This is a genomic window from Aliarcobacter thereius LMG 24486 (assembly GCF_004214815.1).
In the GTDB taxonomy this organism is placed as follows: domain Bacteria; phylum Campylobacterota; class Campylobacteria; order Campylobacterales; family Arcobacteraceae; genus Aliarcobacter; species Aliarcobacter thereius.
Window position 1 is genome coordinate 1403886 of the sequence record NZ_CP035926.1, and the last position, 18915, is coordinate 1422800.

17 protein-coding genes and 3 tRNA genes are annotated in these 18915 nt (G+C 25.1%); 11 read left to right on the top strand and 9 right to left on the bottom strand.

Going from position 1 to position 18915, the window contains the following annotated elements; all coding sequences use genetic code 11:
* Positions 1 to 2: 2 nt before the first annotated feature.
* From ATH_RS07280 to ATH_RS07310, 7 genes are all read left to right on the top strand, one after another.
* Positions 3 to 953, top strand: a complete 951-nt coding sequence (locus tag ATH_RS07280) for a hypothetical protein (RefSeq protein ID WP_066185526.1) — start codon at positions 3 to 5, stop codon at positions 951 to 953.
* Complete coding sequence (locus ATH_RS07285; protein ID WP_066181599.1) at positions 950 to 3085, top strand: hypothetical protein; 2136 nt, start codon at positions 950 to 952, stop codon at positions 3083 to 3085. Before ATH_RS07280 ends, ATH_RS07285 begins: the two co-directional genes overlap by 4 nt.
* The gene (locus tag ATH_RS07290; protein WP_066181596.1) at positions 3085 to 3825 is read left to right on the top strand and encodes a hypothetical protein; all 741 of its coding nucleotides are present in this window, start codon (positions 3085 to 3087) and stop codon (positions 3823 to 3825) included. The genes ATH_RS07285 and ATH_RS07290 overlap by 1 nt, the downstream gene beginning before the upstream one ends.
* An 83-nt stretch (positions 3826 to 3908) precedes the next feature.
* A tRNA-Gln gene (locus ATH_RS07295) sits at positions 3909 to 3983 on the top strand.
* 17 nt (positions 3984 to 4000) lie between these two features.
* Positions 4001 to 4085: transfer RNA gene (locus ATH_RS07300), tRNA-Tyr, on the top strand.
* Between the two features lie 14 nt (positions 4086 to 4099).
* A tRNA-Phe gene (locus ATH_RS07305) sits at positions 4100 to 4175 on the top strand.
* Between the two features lie 87 nt (positions 4176 to 4262).
* Positions 4263 to 4772 (top strand): NADPH-dependent FMN reductase, encoded by a 510-nt coding sequence (locus tag ATH_RS07310; RefSeq protein WP_066181593.1) that lies wholly within the window; start codon positions 4263 to 4265, stop codon positions 4770 to 4772.
* Between the two features lie 31 nt (positions 4773 to 4803).
* Here ATH_RS07310 and ATH_RS07315 read toward each other — a convergent pair whose 3' ends face one another.
* Positions 4804 to 6504 carry an EAL domain-containing protein gene (locus tag ATH_RS07315; RefSeq protein ID WP_119184151.1) on the bottom strand — a complete coding sequence of 567 codons (1701 nt, stop codon included), beginning with the start codon at positions 6502 to 6504 and terminating at the stop codon, positions 4804 to 4806.
* Positions 6505 to 6566: 62 nt separating this feature from the next.
* Between ATH_RS07315 and pdxH the strand changes: the two genes are divergently transcribed.
* Positions 6567 to 7217, top strand: a complete 651-nt coding sequence (gene pdxH, locus ATH_RS07320) for a pyridoxamine 5'-phosphate oxidase (RefSeq protein ID WP_165595946.1) — start codon at positions 6567 to 6569, stop codon at positions 7215 to 7217.
* Between the two features lie 18 nt (positions 7218 to 7235).
* On the opposite strand, the gene ATH_RS07325 is transcribed toward pdxH, so the two are convergent.
* The 4 genes from ATH_RS07325 to htpG form a co-directional block, all read right to left on the bottom strand.
* The gene (locus tag ATH_RS07325) at positions 7236 to 8855 is read right to left on the bottom strand and encodes a sensor domain-containing diguanylate cyclase (protein WP_066185529.1); all 1620 of its coding nucleotides are present in this window, start codon (positions 8853 to 8855) and stop codon (positions 7236 to 7238) included.
* 57 nt (positions 8856 to 8912) lie between these two features.
* Complete coding sequence (dbpA, locus tag ATH_RS07330) at positions 8913 to 10277, bottom strand: ATP-dependent RNA helicase DbpA (RefSeq protein ID WP_066181587.1); 1365 nt, start codon at positions 10275 to 10277, stop codon at positions 8913 to 8915.
* Entirely contained in the window at positions 10267 to 10830 is a 564-nt protein-coding gene (locus tag ATH_RS07335; RefSeq protein WP_066181580.1) for a DedA family protein, read from the bottom strand. The genes dbpA and ATH_RS07335 overlap by 11 nt, the downstream gene beginning before the upstream one ends.
* A gap of 93 nt (positions 10831 to 10923) precedes the next feature.
* A complete protein-coding gene (htpG, locus tag ATH_RS07340; RefSeq protein ID WP_066390166.1) occupies positions 10924 to 12831 on the bottom strand; it encodes a molecular chaperone HtpG in 1908 nt (635 codons plus the stop codon).
* Between the two features lie 352 nt (positions 12832 to 13183).
* Between htpG and ciaB the strand changes: the two genes are divergently transcribed.
* Positions 13184 to 15070 (top strand): invasion protein CiaB, encoded by a 1887-nt coding sequence (ciaB, locus tag ATH_RS07345; RefSeq protein ID WP_066390165.1) that lies wholly within the window; start codon positions 13184 to 13186, stop codon positions 15068 to 15070.
* A gap of 3 nt (positions 15071 to 15073) precedes the next feature.
* Positions 15074 to 15511: a globin domain-containing protein gene (locus tag ATH_RS07350; protein ID WP_066390164.1), complete on the top strand. Its 438-nt coding sequence runs from the start codon at positions 15074 to 15076 to the stop codon at positions 15509 to 15511.
* Positions 15512 to 15535: 24 nt separating this feature from the next.
* On the opposite strand, the gene ATH_RS07355 is transcribed toward ATH_RS07350, so the two are convergent.
* Positions 15536 to 16009, bottom strand: a complete 474-nt coding sequence (locus ATH_RS07355; RefSeq protein ID WP_083202013.1) for a hypothetical protein — start codon at positions 16007 to 16009, stop codon at positions 15536 to 15538.
* 99 nt (positions 16010 to 16108) lie between these two features.
* Here ATH_RS07355 and ATH_RS07360 point away from each other — a divergent pair, with 99 nt between their 5' ends.
* The gene (locus ATH_RS07360) at positions 16109 to 17008 is read left to right on the top strand and encodes an EamA family transporter (protein WP_066390161.1); all 900 of its coding nucleotides are present in this window, start codon (positions 16109 to 16111) and stop codon (positions 17006 to 17008) included.
* 12 nt (positions 17009 to 17020) lie between these two features.
* Here ATH_RS07360 and ATH_RS07365 read toward each other — a convergent pair whose 3' ends face one another.
* The 3 genes from ATH_RS07365 to ATH_RS07375 are packed head-to-tail and all read right to left on the bottom strand — an operon-like array spanning position 17021 to position 18783.
* The gene (locus tag ATH_RS07365) at positions 17021 to 17227 is read right to left on the bottom strand and encodes a hypothetical protein (protein WP_066181556.1); all 207 of its coding nucleotides are present in this window, start codon (positions 17225 to 17227) and stop codon (positions 17021 to 17023) included.
* A gap of 18 nt (positions 17228 to 17245) precedes the next feature.
* Complete coding sequence (ybaK, locus tag ATH_RS07370) at positions 17246 to 17713, bottom strand: Cys-tRNA(Pro) deacylase (protein ID WP_066390159.1); 468 nt, start codon at positions 17711 to 17713, stop codon at positions 17246 to 17248.
* Positions 17710 to 18783 carry a DNA alkylation repair protein gene (locus ATH_RS07375; protein WP_066185545.1) on the bottom strand — a complete coding sequence of 358 codons (1074 nt, stop codon included), beginning with the start codon at positions 18781 to 18783 and terminating at the stop codon, positions 17710 to 17712. The genes ybaK and ATH_RS07375 overlap by 4 nt, the downstream gene beginning before the upstream one ends.
* Between the last annotated feature and the right edge of the window lie 132 nt (positions 18784 to 18915).

The following is an 18915-nucleotide window of genomic DNA, read 5'->3' on the forward strand; positions in this document are numbered from 1 at the left end:
TTTTGAAAAAAATATTAATATTTTTATTTATAGTTTTGGCTTGTTTTGTACTACTATTTTCTTTTTATAAAAAAGAGAATAATTTTGAACTTTCATATTATTCATGGGAAAATAGCTATAAAGAAGAAGTTTTAGATGAGAAAATGTATATTAAAATTTTGGATATAAAGTATTCAAATAAACTTGAAATAATAGAAACAAATTTCATAAAAAACCCTCCAAAAGATTTTATACCTGTAATATTTATTACAAATAAAACTCTTCAAAATATCGATTCAAAAGAGTTAGTAAAAGCAATTCTAGAAAGTTTGAAAAGATTTAACTTTTCTTATAGCGAGATTCAAATAGATTCAGATTGGAGTATAAGCACAAAAAATAACTTTTTTATATTCTTAAAAGAGTTAAAAAAAGAATCAAATAAGATTTTAAGTGCAACAATAAGACTTCATCAAATAAAGTTTCATTCTAAAACTGGTGTTCCACCTGTTGATTATGGAGTTTTGATGTATTATAATATGTCAAATTTAGGAGATTTTGATACAAGAAATTATATTTTAGATAATGAAAATGCAAAAAAATATCACTATAATTTTGATACTTATCCTTTAAAATTAAAATTAGCACTTCCACTTTATTCTCAAGCCGTTCAATTTAGAGATAAAAAAGCTGTAAATCTGTTTGAAAATGTCAGTAAAAATGATTTTACTAAGAATTTCAAAAATCTAGGAAATAGCAGATATAAAGTCTTAAAAAGTCACTATTTTAAAGGAATTTATATTTATGAAAATGATATCTTAAGATTTGAAGACTCAAAAGAAGAAGAGTTAAAAATAGCTTTTAATGACTTTATAAATTTATCAAAAAACCATTTTAATGAAGTAATTTTTTATACTTTTAAATATAAAAATAGATATAATCTGCAAAAATTAATAAATAATAAAGGTTCAAATTGATTAAAAAAATAGTTTTTTTCTTAGTTTCATTTCAAATATCTCTTTTCTCTTGTGCTGATTATTGGGATCCAAATTCTGTTTACTATCTTTTTTTAGATAAAAGAGATAATGTATTTCTATCTTATTCTGAAGATTTAAAAAGTCCTGGAATATATAACACAATCATCTATAATTATGATTTAGAAAATAAAAAAGAGAATTTAAAAGAGTGGCAAAAAGAGTTCAAAGGTGAATTTAAAGTTGAAGAAATTGAAGAATTTTTATATAAAAGAAAAAATCTTGATAGAGTAAAAAATAAAGAAGTTTTAGATTATATCAATTTTGTTGCAATGCAAGAAGAGTGTGTATATCGTGATTATTACTACTATTATAAAAAAGATGAAAAAATAGAGTGTGGAACATTTGTAGAAAAAGCTTTAGATAATTTAGAAAAAGTAAACTCAAACTATTTAAAACTAAGATATTTCTATCTTGCTTTAAGATTAGCTCACTTTGAAAAAAAAGAGCCTTTAATTATTTATGAAAAATATAAACATCTTTTAGAGAATAGTGAAAAAACTATTGTGAAAGATTGGATTCAAGGGATTTATGCAGGTGCTTTAGTAAAAAGTGGTGAAAAGGTAAAAGGAGTTTTTGAATTTTCTAAACTTCTTGATAATTCAATTAATCAACATTTAGCACTATATAATTTTCATCATATAACAAGTGAAGAAGAATTCAATGAACTTTTAAAACTATCAAAAAATGATGAAGAAAGAACAAAGTTCTATGCTTTGAGAGCATTAAATAGTTCAAGTAATAGAAATATAGAGATTCAAAATATCTATAATCTTGATAAAAACTCTAAATGGCTAGATTTTTTACTATATAAAAATCTTTTAGAGTCTCAAATATATTTCAATCTTGATTCAATTTTTCAAAGAAAACAAGAGACAAGTTTTTACACAAACTATATTGAAATTTTAAAGAATTTAAAAAGAGATGACAACTATTTAGTTGATATCTCTTTAGCATATTTTTATATTTTTTCAAATCAATTAAATCTAGCAGAAGAAGTTTCAAAACAGCTACAAAAAGAGTACCCAAATTCTCATGAAGTAGAAACTCTATCATTTATTATTTATCTTAATTCTTTAAATTTAATAAATGAAGATACTGAAAATGAGATTTTTGAAAAACTAAAACCATTTTTAAATGAAAATCATCACTCAAATGCTGTTTTTAGATATACAGTTCAAACTTTAGCATCTTTATATAAAAACAACTCTATGCCTTTTGAAGAACTTTTACTAAATAATACTTTGTATTTAAATTTTGAAAATTTAGATGATTTAGAAAACTTTAGAAAGTTTGAAGAGTTTTTAGTTACAAAGCAAAATTCTAAGCTAAAAGAGTATATTCAAGAATCTTTCAAAAAAAGATTTGAGAAAGAGAATAGTTATTATCAAGAAGCATTTGAAATGGCAAAAGTAAAAATATTAATAAATAATTTAGAATTTAATGAAGCTCTTAATACAAATTATGAATTTCTGAACCAAGAGTTGGAGTTTAATCCTTTCAATGTTTTTATAAAAGGAAACAATAGAAATAAAGCTAAAAAAACTATCAAAATAAAAGATTTTCTAAACAATATTTTAGAAGTTAAAAAAGTATTAGAAAAAGATGAAAATAGTTCTATGGACAACTATCTTTTTGCAAATGCTATGTATAATCTTAGTTATTTTGGGAACTCAGATAGATTAACAACTTTTTATAGAAGTACTTATTATATTCATACAAAAAAACTACAAAAAGATAAACTTGAACTTGCTGTAAAACATTATGAAAAAGCATATGAAAATAGTGTAGATAATGAATTTAAAGCAAAAATTACATATCATATTTCAAAAGCAAAACTTGCATTATTTGATTTAAACTATGATGAATATCCTCAAAATCTTGGTTGGTACTGGAATAGTAATAATATTTATCTATATGGAAATGATAAGTTTTACAATGCATTTTTAGAAGATAGTGGTGCCGTATATTTTGATAGAATAAGAAATGATTTTAAAGATACTAAGTTTTACCAACAACTTCTCTATGAATGTGGAGATTTCGGAACTTATGTACATTATAAAAGGGATAACTAATGCAATATTTTGGAGAAATTCAGACTAAATATGAAGAAGTTTTTTTAACTCAAAGCTATATGTATTTTGGAGAAAACGAAATAACAGTTAAAGAGTTAAAAGAGCTTATAAAAACAAAAGATAGTAGAAAGAAAAATATCATAGGTACAGTTTTTTTATATAATCCTGTTGTAACTCCTATTGGATTTGATTCAAATAAATTCTTACTAGATCAAAACTTTAATAATTTTGATGAACTAATTGAGCTTAAAAGTGAAACATATATTACAAGCTTTAAACAAGCATTTAAAGAGAGTTGTGCAGGAAAGATTGTAGAGATAAAAAACCTTTTTAATTTAATAGAACCTCATATAGATTCATCTATTTTATTAAGTAAGTTTAATGAAGATTTAGAAAAATATTATTCAAATCAAAATACAGAATTTGAAAGAGATATTATGTACTTAGATCCAAGAGAAACTCCATTTTATGGAAAATTTATCTTCTTTTGTTGGGGAGATAAACTAAATGCAAAAGAGTTTCCAAATATTTATGATTATGCAAAAAATATCTATGATAATTGTATAAAAATGGGTAAAAAAGTTGCTTTTACTTATAAAAAAGAGAGATCAGTAGATGAATCAATAAAATATCTACAATTTTCTCATCCTTTCCAAAATGTTAAAAATAAAAGCCAAATAGAGTTTGCTATTAAAAGAGCTTTTGATACTTTTCCTCCACTTCCAGCATTTTATGAGTAATTTATAAAAACTAGCTAAAAAAGCCAAGTCTTTTTATCTAATTTTAATATTATAAAGTATATAATTTCGTCCACTTAAATTGCTGGGGTATCGCCAAGCGGTAAGGCAACGGTTTTTGGTACCGTCACCCGAAGGTTCGAATCCTTCTACCCCATCCAAATTTAAGTTTTTTTATGGTGAGGTTGGAGAGTGGTCAAATCCTGCGGACTGTAAATCCGCTGCCTACGGCTTCGAAGGTTCAAATCCTTCTCTCACCACCACTTTTATTAAGTTTGGTTCGATAGCTCAGTCGGTAGAGCAAAGGATTGAAAATCCTTGTGTCGACAGTTCGATTCTGTCTCGAACCACCACTTAAAATCTATCATTAAATTAACCTTTTATTATAGTTCTTTTGTTATAATCACTTTTTATTTACAATTATTAAAAGGATTATTTATATGGCAAAAATAGGAATATTGGTTGGTAGTTCAAACAACAATTTAAAACTTGCTCAAGAATTTAACAAAATCATAATAGAAAAAAATTTAGAATGTGAAATTATAAACTTAGTTGATTATAATTTACCTTTATATAGTACAAATGAAGAAGAGAAAAATGGAATTCCTGAATCTGTTCTTGATTTAGCAACAAAAATTATGGATTTAAAAGCATTTATTATAATTGCTCCTGAGTATAATGGAGTTATGCCTCCTGTACTAAACAATGCAATGGCTTGGACTTCAAGATCTACTACAAATTGGAGAGATGCTTTTGATAATAAAATTGTAGCTTTAGCAACTCATAGTGGTGGTGGAGGTCAAAAAGGTCTTCAAGCTATGAGAATAATGTTTCAACATTTAGGTGCAAATATTCTTGCTAGAGAAATAATTACAAATTATGAAAAATCTCTAAACAGAAGCAGTGCAGAAGCTATGATTGATACTCTTGTTAAGTTAGCAAATGCATAATAATTTTTAACCATACTACTATTTAGTATGGTTAATTATCAATCTTTTCGCTAGGAATATGTATAAAATATCCTTGAATATAATCTACACCTAACTCTTTTACTTTATCGAATATTTCTTGATTTGAAACAAATTCTGCAACTATTTTAAAATTCTGTTCTTTTGCAAATCCAATTATCATGCTAACAATGTTTTGATGTCCTTTACTAATCATAATATCTTTTATTAAAGAACCATCAATTTTAATATAATCTGCTTTCATTTTTAAAAGATATTCAAAATTTGAATATCCACTACCAAAATCATCTATTGCAACTTTACAAGATTTAGTTTTTAATCTATTAATAAATTCTTCTAATAGTTCAAAATCTTTTATCTCTTCACTTTCAACTATTTCTACAACTAATCTTGAACCTATATTATATTCATCAATTTTATTAAATAGATAATCTTGTATATCTTCATCATTAATATCTTCAAAAGTTAAATTTATTGCCAAATTAATATCTCTATTTTTAAACTCTTTAAAACTTTTTTCTATCATTATCTTTGTTATATCTTTATATTGTCCTGATCTTTTTGAAATTTCTAGAAAATATGCTGGAGAGATTATTTCATCACCATCTTTTAGCCTAACAAGAGCTTCATATCTATCTATTTTTTCATCTTTCAAATTATAAAGTGCATGATAATAAGGTATTATATTATCATCTTCAAGAGCTTTCTTTATTTTTTGTGTCCAATAAATATTGTTTCTATACTCTTTTTCTATATCTAAAGCTTTATCATATATAAACTCTTTTTTATTCTTTTTAGAGTGTTTTTTCATAATATTTGCTGTTTCTAAAAGCTTAGATTTTTCTTCAAAAGAAAAATAGTAATTGAAGCCAATATATAACTGTTTTTTATTTGCATTAAAATATCTTTTGGACATACTTTTTATTATTTTTCCAATATTAAATATAAAAGTATCTTTATCTTCATTATTAGATAATATTGCAAATACATCAGAATTTACTCTATATAATTTATAATTATTAAACTCTTTTATAAGCTTTTCTATCTCTTTTGCAACTAATTTTAAAAAAGTATCTCCTATTTCATAGCCAAAATAGTCATTAATTTCAGAAAAATTATTTATATCTATTAAACTTAAAGAAGGATTATTACTTTTTGATATATCTTCAATTAATTTGTGTCGACTTCCAACTTTAGTTAGATAATCCTCTTTTAAAATTTTATTTAATTTATCACTTTTTTCAACTATATCTGTAATTTCATGCCTTATTGCAACATATTCAAATATTTTTCCATTTTCATCAAAAATAGGAGAAATAGTGCTATTTATATAATAAAAACTTCCATCTTTTTTTGCATTCCTAAGATTTCCTCTCCACACTTTCCCACTTTTTAAAGTATCCCACATCTCTTTAAAAATTTCACTATTTTCTTCACCTCTTAATACACTATGCGGTTTGCCCAATATCTCTTCTTTTGTATATTGAGAAACTTCGCAGAATCTATCATTTACATAAGTTATATTTCCTTTTAAATCACCATTTGAAATAATATTAGATGTTTTAGTAGCTTGGTTGTATTGATTTAATATATGATTTTTTTTATTTAATTCATAAATTTTGTTTAATAACTTTGATTTTTCTTTGATTTTAATAATAAAAAATAGAATAAGAATAATTATAATAATGGCTAAAGTAATAGTTGAATTTATCAAATAAAAACCTTTTTAAAAACTTGAAAGATTATTATACTATAATTTTAGTAAAGATTAAAATTATGGAGCAGAACTTGGATTTAAAAAATATAAGAGGTAAATATACTACAAAAGATTTTGATATAAAAGATTTAAATTCAAATCCTTTTAAACAGTTTGAAGTTTGGTTTAATAATGCAATAGAAGAAAAACTTTTAGAACCAAATGCTTTTAGTTTAGCAACCTGCGGAAAAGATATGATGCCTAGTATAAGAACTGTATTATTAAAAATATTTGATGAAAAAGGATTTGTGTTTTTTACAAATTATGATAGTAAAAAGTCAAAACAAATTTCAGAAAATAATCAAGCTGCAGCTTTATTTACTTGGTTAGCATTAGAAAGACAAGTAAAAATCGAAGGTAAAGTTGAAAAAATATCAAAAACAGAATCTTTAAAATATTTTTTATCTCGTCCAAAAGGTAGCCAACTTGGAGCTTGGGTTTCAAGACAAAGTGAAGTTATAAGTTCAAGAGCCCTTCTTGAACAGAAATTTGATGAAATGAAAAGAAAATTTCTAAATAAAGAGATTCCGTTCCCATCTTTTTGGGGTGGATATATTATAAAACCTATTAGAATAGAGTTTTGGCAAGGTGGAGAAGATAGACTTCACGATAGATTTTTATATGAAAAAGATGAAAAAGATGTTTGGAGTATAAAAAGATTAGCTCCGTAAATAAAATATAAAGCAAGTTTAGAAAAATTCTATTGCATTTTTTCCTTGCTTTTTAGCACTATACATTGCAGTATCTGCTTGTTTTATAATATCTTGAACTGTTATACTTGCATCATTAAATAGTGTAATTCCAATACTTGGAGTTGATACATTTTTGTGTCCTTCGATATGAGTTATACTATTTAATGAATCTTTGATTTTTCTTGCAATAAAATCAATATTTCTTCTTGCATCATTACTATTATTCCCAATATTATCAAGAAGTACAATAAATTCATCCCCACCAATTCTAGCAACTGTATCCTCTTCTCTTACACTAGATTTTATTTTTTTAGCAACAGTTACAAGAAGAATATCTCCTAAATCATGTCCTAAAGTATCATTTACCTCTTTGAAATTGTCTAAATCAATAAATATAAGTCCACCATATATCTTATGTCTTACTGTTCTTGTAATTGCATGTTCTATTCTATCTGTTAAAAGAAGTCTATTTGGAAGTCCTGTTAAATTATCATGAGTTGCTTGATATTGAAGTACTTTCTCTTTATCTTTTTGTTCACTAATATCCATATATTGACCAAAATAGTTTGTTATTTTTCCATCATCATCTTTTAAAATTGTAATTGCACTTTTTAAAGCTATTAAACTTCCATCTGCTTTTTTATTATAAACTTCTAAACTATGATGACCTTTATCTAAAAGATTTGACCATAAATCTCTTGCTTTATCCATAGTTTGATGTGCAGATTTAAATATTCTTGGATTTTGTCCCAAAAGCTCTTCTTTTGAATATCCCATAATTTTTGAAAATGCTTTATTTACTTTTACTATATTATTTCTTCTATCTGTAATTATCATAGGTACAGAAGATGCTTCAAATGTGTATGAAGTAAGTCTTAATTCATCTTCTTGAGCTTTTTTCTGTGCTTTTAAATCTAATGTTTCTAAAAGTGTTGTAATATCAAAAGCTAATTTCTCAAAAATATCTTTAATATCTTCATCAAAAAAATCCTTATGTTTTGAATAAATTATTAAGAAACCAACATTTTTATCAAACATTTTAATTGGAATTGAAAGTAATGAATTTAGATTAAATTCCTCTGTATGTCCTGAAAATAAAGAGTTTTTTTCCTCTTTTAAATTGTTTACAATTATACTTTTTCCACTTTTTATAACTTTAAGAATTAAGCTCTCTTTCTCAAAATCAATATGAGATGATCTTCTTGTTATAAAATCTTTTTGTGGACTCTGTTTAGATATTATATCTTTTGTTTCAATATCATATATAAAGCTAAAAGATATATCACTATTTTTTATTAAGATATCAGAAACTTCTAAAAAAGCTTCCTCTTTACTTTTAAATTTTAGCAATGTTTTATTTATTATATTTAGTGTTTTATATATATTTTGATGTTTTCTAGCTTCAAAATAGAGTTTTTGTTCTTTTCTTACTACTCTTTCTAAAATAAATACTAAAAGAGTAAATATTATAGAACTTATAGTTATTAAAACTATTATTATCTCTTTATTTAAAAATATTTCACTCTTACTAAAATCATATAAAAATAGCGTGAAAATCATTATAAATGGAATAGACAGTATCAAAAAATATTTTAAGAATACTCTATTTATAAACATCTTTTCCCCTAAAAATAATTTAATTTAGTATTTTATCATAAAAAAATTAAATTTTTACTATTTTTCATATATCTTATAATATTTACCTTTAATTCTATTATTTGGTAATTTTTCTAAAACTATATTCAATTTATCTTTATTTATTGCTACATACGAGCAAAAATTAAATATATCAATTCTGCCTACATCTTCTTTATTTAAATTTATTCCAGCTGTTAAGCTTCCTAAGATATCAGCTTTTCTAAGTTTATCTTTTTTACCACCATTTATAAAAATTGTTCTATAACTAGAATCTATTTTATAATCATTATTTTGTTCTATATCTTTAATATAACTAAATTTAATATCATCAAAAATATTTTTAACTAAATCTACTCTTTCATACTCATTCTCTTCATAAAATGTTATTGCAACTCCACCATTTCCAGCACGTGCAGTTCTTCCTATTCTATGTGTATGTATTTTTTCATTTAAAGCAATATCATAATTAATAACTAAATCAACATCAGCAATATCAATTCCCCTACTTGCAACATCACTTGCAATTAAAATTGGATAACTTTGATTTGAAAAAAGAGTTAAAGTTTCATCTCTATCTTTTTGTTCTAAATCACTATGCATAGTTAAAACATCTAATCCATTTTTATATAGTTCATCTGCTAATTCTTCGCAAGTTTGCTTTTGATTACAAAAGATTATTGTACTTTTTGCCTTATATTGCTTTATAATTTTTTCTATTTGTCTATTTTTTTCAAATCTATTTACTTCATAAAAAACTTGTGAGATTTTATTTTTCTCTTCATTTTCAACTTCAACAAAGAATGCATTTTTTGTAATAGTATTTGAAAGATTTTTTATATTTTCTTCATATGTTGCTGAGAAAAGTAAAGTTTGTCTATTGTTTGCTAGACGATTATTTATATCCATAATATCATCATAAAAACCCATATCAAGCATTTTATCAGCTTCATCAAGAATAAAAGTATTTACTTCTTCTAGTTTTAAGTTTCCCTCTTTTATATGCTTTAAAACTCTTCCTGTTGTTCCTACAATAATATGTGCTTCATGATTTAAAGATGCAACTTGTGGCTTAAAAGGAACTCCTCCACATAAAGTAAGAACTTTTATATTTGGAATAAATCTTATGTACTCTCTTAAATTACTTGCTATTTGATTTGCTAATTCTCTTGTTGGTGCCAAAATCAAAGATTGAACTCTAAATCTATTTTTATTTAAATTTTGTATCAAAGGAAGACAAAAACTCAAAGTTTTTCCACTTCCTGTTTTTGCTCTTGCTATTAAATCTTTTCCTTTTAAACTATGCTCTAAACTTTTTTCTTGTATTTGTGTAAGATTTTCTAATCCCAAAGAGTTAAGATTATCTATTAACTCTTTTTCTAAATTTAACTCTTTAAACTTCACTTTTATTTGCTCTTCTTCTTTTTTTCTTTGGTCTAAAACTAAAAATTAGTATTGTTAAAACTATAACTACTGTTATTAATCCTATATATTTAAAATCATCTGCATAACTTAATAATAACTCTCCTGCTATATAGCTTATATATCCAATAATAATTGCCCATAAAATTGATGCAATACTATTTAAAATAGTAAATTTTACACTACTATAATCTGAAATTCCCATAACTAAAGGAACTAAAGTTTTGATTCCATAGATATATTTTTGAATTATTATGATAAATGAACCATATTTTCTAAACAGAAGTTGAACTAAAGCAACTTTTCTTTTATGTTTATTCATCATATCTTCTGCATAATTTTTATTGTTTCTTGCCATAAAAAATAGAAACTGACTACCAATAATATTTGAAATAGCAGCAACAATAATTGTAATAAATATATTTAAATCTCCTGCATAAGAGAATGCTCCTGCTATTGCAAGTGCTAAAAATCCACCACCAAAAGAGTATAAAAATAGAGCTACATAGCCCCAATCTTGGATAAACTGTTCCATAAAATTCCTAATTTTTGTTATAAGTCGATATTTTATCTAAATATTATTGTAAAGTAGTTTTGAGTAAAAAAGCCCTTATTAAAAGGGCTTTTATTAAATAGCTTTTGAAGTAATTTTTGTAAGTCTTTGAGTAAATGCAACTCTATCACTTACATCATTTCCATCACTTATTTTTGCTAAATCAAGTAAAATCCAAGAGATATCTTCAATCAACTCTTCATCTTTTGTAAGATTTAGTTTTTGTACAATCTCATGATTTGGATTTATCTCTAAAATTGGTTTAACCTCAGGAACATCTTGTCCCATTTGTCTAAACATATGAGCCATAGCTGCCATTTGTGCATCTTGGCTATCTTTTGTTATACAAGAAGCATAATCATTTAGCCTATTTGTAATCTTTACCTCTTTTACCTCATCTTTTAGCTTATCTTTGATTCTTCCTAATAAATCTTGATATTTCTCATCTTGCTCTTTTTTTTCATCTTCATTTATCTCAACTTTTGGAGCTTCACAAGTTGTTATATCTTTAAATTCCCACTCTTTAAATGCTCCAATAGCTGGTGTTATAATCTCATCAATCTCTTTATCATCTAAGATTAAAACTTCTATACTATTTTTCTTGTAGCTTTCAAGTAAAGGAGAGTTTCTTAATACTTTTTCATTCTCTCCAATTATATAATATATAGCTTTTTGCTCACTATTGGCTCTTTGTTTATAATCTTCAAGTGAAGTCATTTTTGCTTCATCATTTGTTGATTTATATCTTAAAAGTTCTAAAATAGACTCTTTATTTGTATAATCTTGATAAACACCCTCTTTTAATGCTCTTATATATTGACTTATAAACTTCTCGTATTTCTCTTCATCTTTTGAAAGTTTTTTAATCTCACTTAAAATCTTTTTTACACTAGATTGTTTGATATTTGCTAGAATTCTATTCTCTTGTAAGATTTCTCTACTTACATTTAAAGGTAAATCTTCACTATCTATTATTCCTCTAACAAATCTTAAATAAGTTGGAAGTAGTTCTTTATCATCATCTGTTATAAATACTCTTTTTACATATAGTTTAATTCCACTTTGATAATCTGCTCTATACATATCCATTGGAGCATTTTGTGGTATATAAAATAGAGTTGTATATTCGTTTACACCTTCTGTTTTTGTATGGATTGTAAGCATTGGATCATTTGAGTCTTGAGAGATTGTTTTATAAAAACTATTATAATCCTCATCTTTTAGTTTTGATTTACTTTGTGTCCAAAGAGCTGTTGCAGCGTTTATTTGCTCTTTTTTTCTCTCAGTCTTTTTAAGGGCTTCTTTTCCTGCTTTTTTATCTTCTTCGCTTAACTCTTCGCTTACTTCTTCATCATAATTTAAGAAAATTGGATATGCAATATGATTTGAATATTTTTCAACTATATTTTTAATTCTATATTTACTAGTAAACTCTTCTGCTTCTTCATCTTTAAGTTTTATATAAATAACTGTACCTGTACTCTCTTTTGTACAAGGAGCTAAATCAAACTCTCCTGTTCCATCTGAAGACCATTTATAAGCAATATCTTCTCCAGCTTTTTTTGAAATTACATCTACTTTTGATGCCACCATAAATACTGAATAAAATCCTACTCCAAATTGACCAATTAAGTTTGAATCTTTTTTTGCATCACCTGTTAATGCTTCAATAAATGATTTTGTACCTGACTTTGCAATAGTTCCGATTGAAGCTATCATATCTTCATCATTCATTCCAACACCATTATCAATAATAGTAAGTGATTTATCTTTTTCATCAAAAGTGATATTTATTTCACCTTTCCAAGAAGCAAAACTATCTTTTAACTTCTCATCTGTAAGTCTTAGATAGTTTAATTTGTCTATTGCATCACTTCCATTTGATACAAGCTCTCTTATAAATATCTCTTTATTTGAGTATAAAGAGTGTGTCATTAGATTTAATAATTGTCCTACTTCTGTTTGAAATTGATGTTTTGCCATCTTTTTTCATCTCCTTTTTTAATACTATTTGTAAATTTTTAAAAGAGAATTTTATCAAACCTTTATTAAACTTGGCTAAAGTTTATATAAAATTTAGCACTTTTATACATTGAGTGCTAACTCAATTTCTCATCTATTATTGTAGTATCATCACCATTATAACAACCTCCATTATTTTGATTTAAATTCCTATTAATAATATTCAGAATGTTGTTTCTCTTAAATTTGAATTAAAATGACAAAAAGAGATATTGCAGGATACTTAGGAAAAGAGTTTGATCAAAAATCCAAATAAACTTCTTTAATCCTAATTTTTGATAGAATATAAACTTTTAAAAATAAGGAATAATATATGACAAAAAAACAATTTTTAAATGATTTACAAAAAGTTTATGACTATTTAGATAATCAAAAAGCAAAAATAAACGAACTATTAAAATATTTAGAAAACAAAGAGTTTGACAAGTTATCACTTATAAATGAGTTTGCAAATAATTTAGAGCTAAATATGACAGATGAATTAAGATTTGCACTTCTTACAAGATTGGTAAATTTAAGAGATGATAGTTTAGTTCAAGTTTTAAAGAAAATTGGCAAAAATGAAAAAGAGATAATAGAACTTCAAGAAAAAGCATTTTTATTTGTAAAAGATTTTTGGCACAAAAAGCATAAAGATTTAATCGATTTTATAATTCAAAACAATCTTTTAACTCCTTTTTATAAAGAAATTTTCATTGGAGTTTATAATGTTGGTCTTGCTATGTCATCTTGGCAAAGTTCTTGGACAAAACAGATTATAAATGGTGTAAATAAAGAACTAAATCATAAATTTGATGGAGATGAAGCAAAAATTATGAAATATCTTGAAGATGAAAATCTTTTTGATAAAGGACATGGTGGAATAAATGCTGATAGATCATATTCAGCTTTAGTAAAAACAGAAGATGGATATAAATCAGAAGCTTATATAAAAGCTTTCAAAAAAGAGACAACTGCTGTTATTGATGCTTTAGAAGAGTTTGCAGACAAACTAATAGAGCTTGAAGATGATATTTATAATCAAAAATGGGACTATATTTTATATCTTCAAGCACTTATAAAAGCATTTGCTGAAAGAAGAACAGATGAGTTGGTTTCTCAATGGGCAGATGTTGATAGAGCTTGGATGAAAATAAAAACTCCTATTCAAATAGGACATCCTTTAGAATATTATGAAGATCATTTCAGAAAAGCAGTTGCACTTGAATGGGATATAAGAGTTACAAATCCACAATTTGCACAAAATGACCACAGAGTAAATAAGATAAAATCATCATTTACAAAAATATTTAGCAGTTTTGAACAAAATGAAAACTACAAAAGAATCTTTGATTTTAGCTTCAAATCACTTGATAAAGTTCAACTATACATTGGAAGACCTGCACTATTTTTTGGTGCAGAGTTAAATGGCTTATTTTCAGCTCAAGTTGTACCAAATGATGAAGTAGTTTCAAAAGAAGAGGGTAAAAAGATATTTGCTTTTTCTGATGAAATTTTACAAAGTAGCAGAGCTAAACCATTTTTAAAACTTAGCCAAGAGATTTTTGGACAAGAGTTTTTAAAAAAAGATAGAGAGTTTTTATTTAATGAAACTTCATCTTGGCATAGTGTTTATGATATTAGTACAATTGGGCATGAATATGGTCATATTTTATGGTGCGATGAAGAGACTGAAAGTGTTATGAATAAAAGTGGAAATTTTAAAAACATTGAAGAGTTTAAAGCAACAACAGGTGGTTTAATATCATATTTCTTAGATGATAACAATGATGAAAAATATCTACAAGAACAAGTATTAATTGACCTTGTAAAAAGAAGTGTTGGTTTAATAGCTTGGATGGAAGTTGATGAAGTTCAGCCATATTATTGTGAAGGTCTAATCCATTTATCTGGACTTTTTGAAAGCAAGATTTTAATTTGGGATAATGAAAATAAAAAACTAAGTATAGATTTAAGTGATTTAAAATTTGAATCTTTAAAATCTTGGTATATAAGAAATTATACAGCTTTAGCACAACACTATTTAGATAAACTTGATGCTACAATTTTCTTAAATATCTATGCAAAAAAAGATGGAAAATATTTTATGCCAAATGATGAAAATATAAATTCATTTGTAAAATATTACTTCAAAAGATATCAAGAAATTGGACAAGAGTTAGATAAAGAAGATAAAAAAGATAACTATTTAAAAGGATAATTAATGCAATTTAATATTACAAAAGGAGTTTTTGGAGAAAGACCTGCTGTAAAAACTCCAAATAAGAGATTTTTAGAAGTAGTTGGAGAAGAAGGTATGAGAAATTTAATCTCTGCTCATTATGATATTTTAGTAGAAAGCGAAATAAAAGAGTTATTTCCACCTAAAGGACCTGCTCTAGAAATGGCAAAAAAACACTCAGCAGATTTTTTTATACAAATTTGTGGTGGTCCAAAATATTTTAATGAAAGTAGAGGAGCGCCTATGATGTTTGTAAGGCATCAACCATTTAAAATAACTCCTGAAGCAAGAGAAGTTTGGCTGAAATCTTATATTCCAATATTAGAAAAAATTGAAATTGAAGAAGAACTTATGATATCTTTTTGGAACTATTTAGATATTTTCTCAATCTGGATGATAAATACACCTAGTGAGAATTAAAATTTAAGAGCTAAAGTCAAGCTCTTAAAATGATAGTTTTATAGCTAAACCTGAAGTATTGTAAGTATATTTTATATCACTTTTTTTCATATCAATCTCTTTGTATAAAACTTCCAAAGCAAAATTTCTATTTACTTTGTATTCAACACTTGCTCCATATCCAAAACCATAATAAGTACTATTATCATAAGTTTGTAAAGCTGTTGTTCCCAAAATATAAGCTCTTAACTCATCATTTATTTGATATCCTAATTTTAAATCCAAATCATAAGTTGTAATACTATTTGAATTTAATGTTCCATAATTTATACTATTTGCGAAACCCAAAATCACATCATTATCAAGTTTCTCTTTTGTTGTTTGTCCAATAGTTATTTGAGAGTAATTTTCTCCATCAACTTTTGCTCCTGTAAATCCCAAAAACATTGTTGTATCTAAAGCATTTGCATAAGTTAATGAAAAAAAGATAAAAATTGAACTTAATATTTTTTTATTCAATATATTCTCCTAAAATTTTCTTAAAGTATATAAAAGATTCTCTTAAAGTGCCTAAAAAGGAACTTTGAGATACAATCCAAAAAAAATTGAAGGTCATTTATGAATTTGCAGACAAAAGGTATTGTATTAGCCGTAGTTTCAGCCATATTTTATGGTACAAATCCATTAGGAGCATTAATACTATTTCAAGAGGGATTAAATGTAACATCTGTTGTATTTTATAGATTTTTATTTGCTGTGATACTTTTAGCCCTTTTTATGAAACTTTTTAAAAAATCGTTTTATGTAACAGTTCAACAACTATCTATTTTATCCTTTCTTGGTATTCTTTTTGGAATATCAGCAATTTGCCTTTTTAGTTCATTTTTATATATGGATGCTGGTCTTGCTAGTACAATATTATTTGTTTATCCAATATTTGTAGCAATTCTAATGGCAATATTTTTCAAAGAAAAAAGTTCAATAGTTGTTGTTTTATCAATTATTTTATCATTTGCTGGTGTATCTTTACTCTTTGATAGTAATAGTGCAAATATAAGCTTCTTTGGATTATCTTTAGTTCTTATCTCTTCATTATGTTATGCAATTTATATAGTTGTAATAAATAGATATTTAAAAATATCTTCTTTTAAAACAACTTTATACTCTATGCTTTTTTGTACACTTACAATATTTATCTACTCTTTTTCAAAAGAGAGCTCTAATATTATGCCTTTAATAAATTTTAATATGTGGTTTTATTCTATATTCTTAGCTTTAATTCCTACAATATTTTCTTTGATATTTTTAGTAAAAGCAATAGAGTTAATAGGTTCAACAAGTGCTTCAATATTAGGAGCTTTGGAGCCTTTAACAGCTGTTTTTATAGGTGTTTTTATATTTGGAGAAAGTTTAACACTAAAGATTGTTTTAGCTATTTTTACTATTCTTTTATCTGTTATTTTGATAGTTATAAAATCTTATTTAGAAAGATTATTAAGATTAAATAAAAGAGTTTAAAACTCTTTTATTTTAGTTATTGTTTTTTACTGGAATTTGTGTTTTCTCTTCTATAATTTTTGCTTCTTCATAAATTGGTTGTTTAAAATATGTTAATACAGCTCCAACAACAAGCAATAAAATTATAATTAATCTTACAGTATTTCTTTTCTGTTTTGATTCATTTCCATTGTAGTCATCAATTTTATCTAAACTTGGTTCACCTTTATTTTTTGCCATTTTTGCTCCTTTTTAATTTTACGCAGTTACTTTAGCTACTTTTGCCTTTAATATAGTTTCTAAATCTTTTACTTTTACTTCAATATCCAATCCTCTTTTTCCACCACTTATAAAAATATTCTCAAATTTTCTTACACTTTCATCTAAAATAGTTCGCAAAAGTTTTTTTTGTCCAAGTGGAGAAATTCCACCTAGTAAATATCCAGTTACTTTTTGTGCTTCATCTTTTTGTGCCATTTGAGCTTTTTTTACATCAAAAGAGTTTGCAACATCTTTTAGACTAAGTGTATTTGAAACTGGAAGCACACAAACAACCAACTCTTTTGGACTAAGTTCCACAAGTAAAGTTTTGTAAACTTGATTTGCATCTAATCCTAACTTCTCAACTGCTTCATTCCCAAAATTTGTACAAGCAGGATCATGATCATATTTGTGAATTTTAAAATCACATTTATTCTTCTTTAATATATTAATAGCTGGTGTCATATTAGATGAAATTCCTTTTTTACTAACTCTTTTCCATTTAGTAAAACTCTTATAAAATGTTTGCCTAAATAGTGTTTTCTTGTTGTTAAATTCCTAAAACTCTGTTTTTTTATAAACTTTCTTTGATTCATATTAAAATCATTTTGACTTATCATAAAAACTTTTTTACTATATTTATTATTTTGTTTTAAATAATCTATTTGATACTCAACTCTTATATTACCGAGTTTCTCTTTTGATATTAATTCAAATGAGAAATTTAAATTTTCTTCAATCTTTACAAAATCATCACAACTAAAATTTGAAATATCTATATGTTTTGCTTCTTTAAAAGAAAAAAGTTTTAATATTTCTTGATTTCCAGCTTTAAGTAAAGTTCTACTTCCATGCTTACAAATCCAATCAAGCTCTTTTGAAATTCCCAAATTATTCTTTACAAATTCTAAAACAAGGTTTGGATTATCTTTTGAAATATCATTTAAATTATTTGCTACACTTTTTTGAACATATTTTGAAGAATCATTTTTCAAAAGTTCTATTATATCAAATACTTTTTCTGGATTTTGTTTAAACTTTGGTAAAGCAATAGCCCAGGGAAGCCTTGGTCTGCAACCTTCACTTGCAAGTCTTCTTATATGCTCATTTTGTGATTTTGACCAAAGCTTCATTTGATGCATAGTTTTTTCTTCATACTTTAAAATAAATTGTCTTATTGCAAATTCACTACTTGAATCTATTGTAAAAGCTTCCAAAGCTTTCATAGAACATTCAAAATCATCAAGCCCAAAAACCTCAACAAAATCTTGAAAAATAATAGCTTCAAGAGAAGAAAACTCTTCTTTCACTTTTTTCAAAATCTCTATTTGCTCTTTATATGAAAATACTAAAAAAACTCCCAAAGTTTTTGAGATATGTCGCATCCTTTGTTTTAGCTCAAAACTTTCCCAAGTATTTATAAAAATAGCTTTTTTGAATTCATCTTTTTTAAAATCTTTATAGTTTTTATATAAACTATTTGATAATTTTTCTATAAATTCTTGTGAATATATTTTTTTTAATTGTTCTGCCATTTTTATCTTTTTATTTTATTTTATAGAATTTATCATTTTATTATAATTAAAAGTAATAAACATTTTTCTTCTTTATTACAAATTAAAGCATAAGTTTGCTTTTATAATCTCTTTAAGATAGAATGATCAATC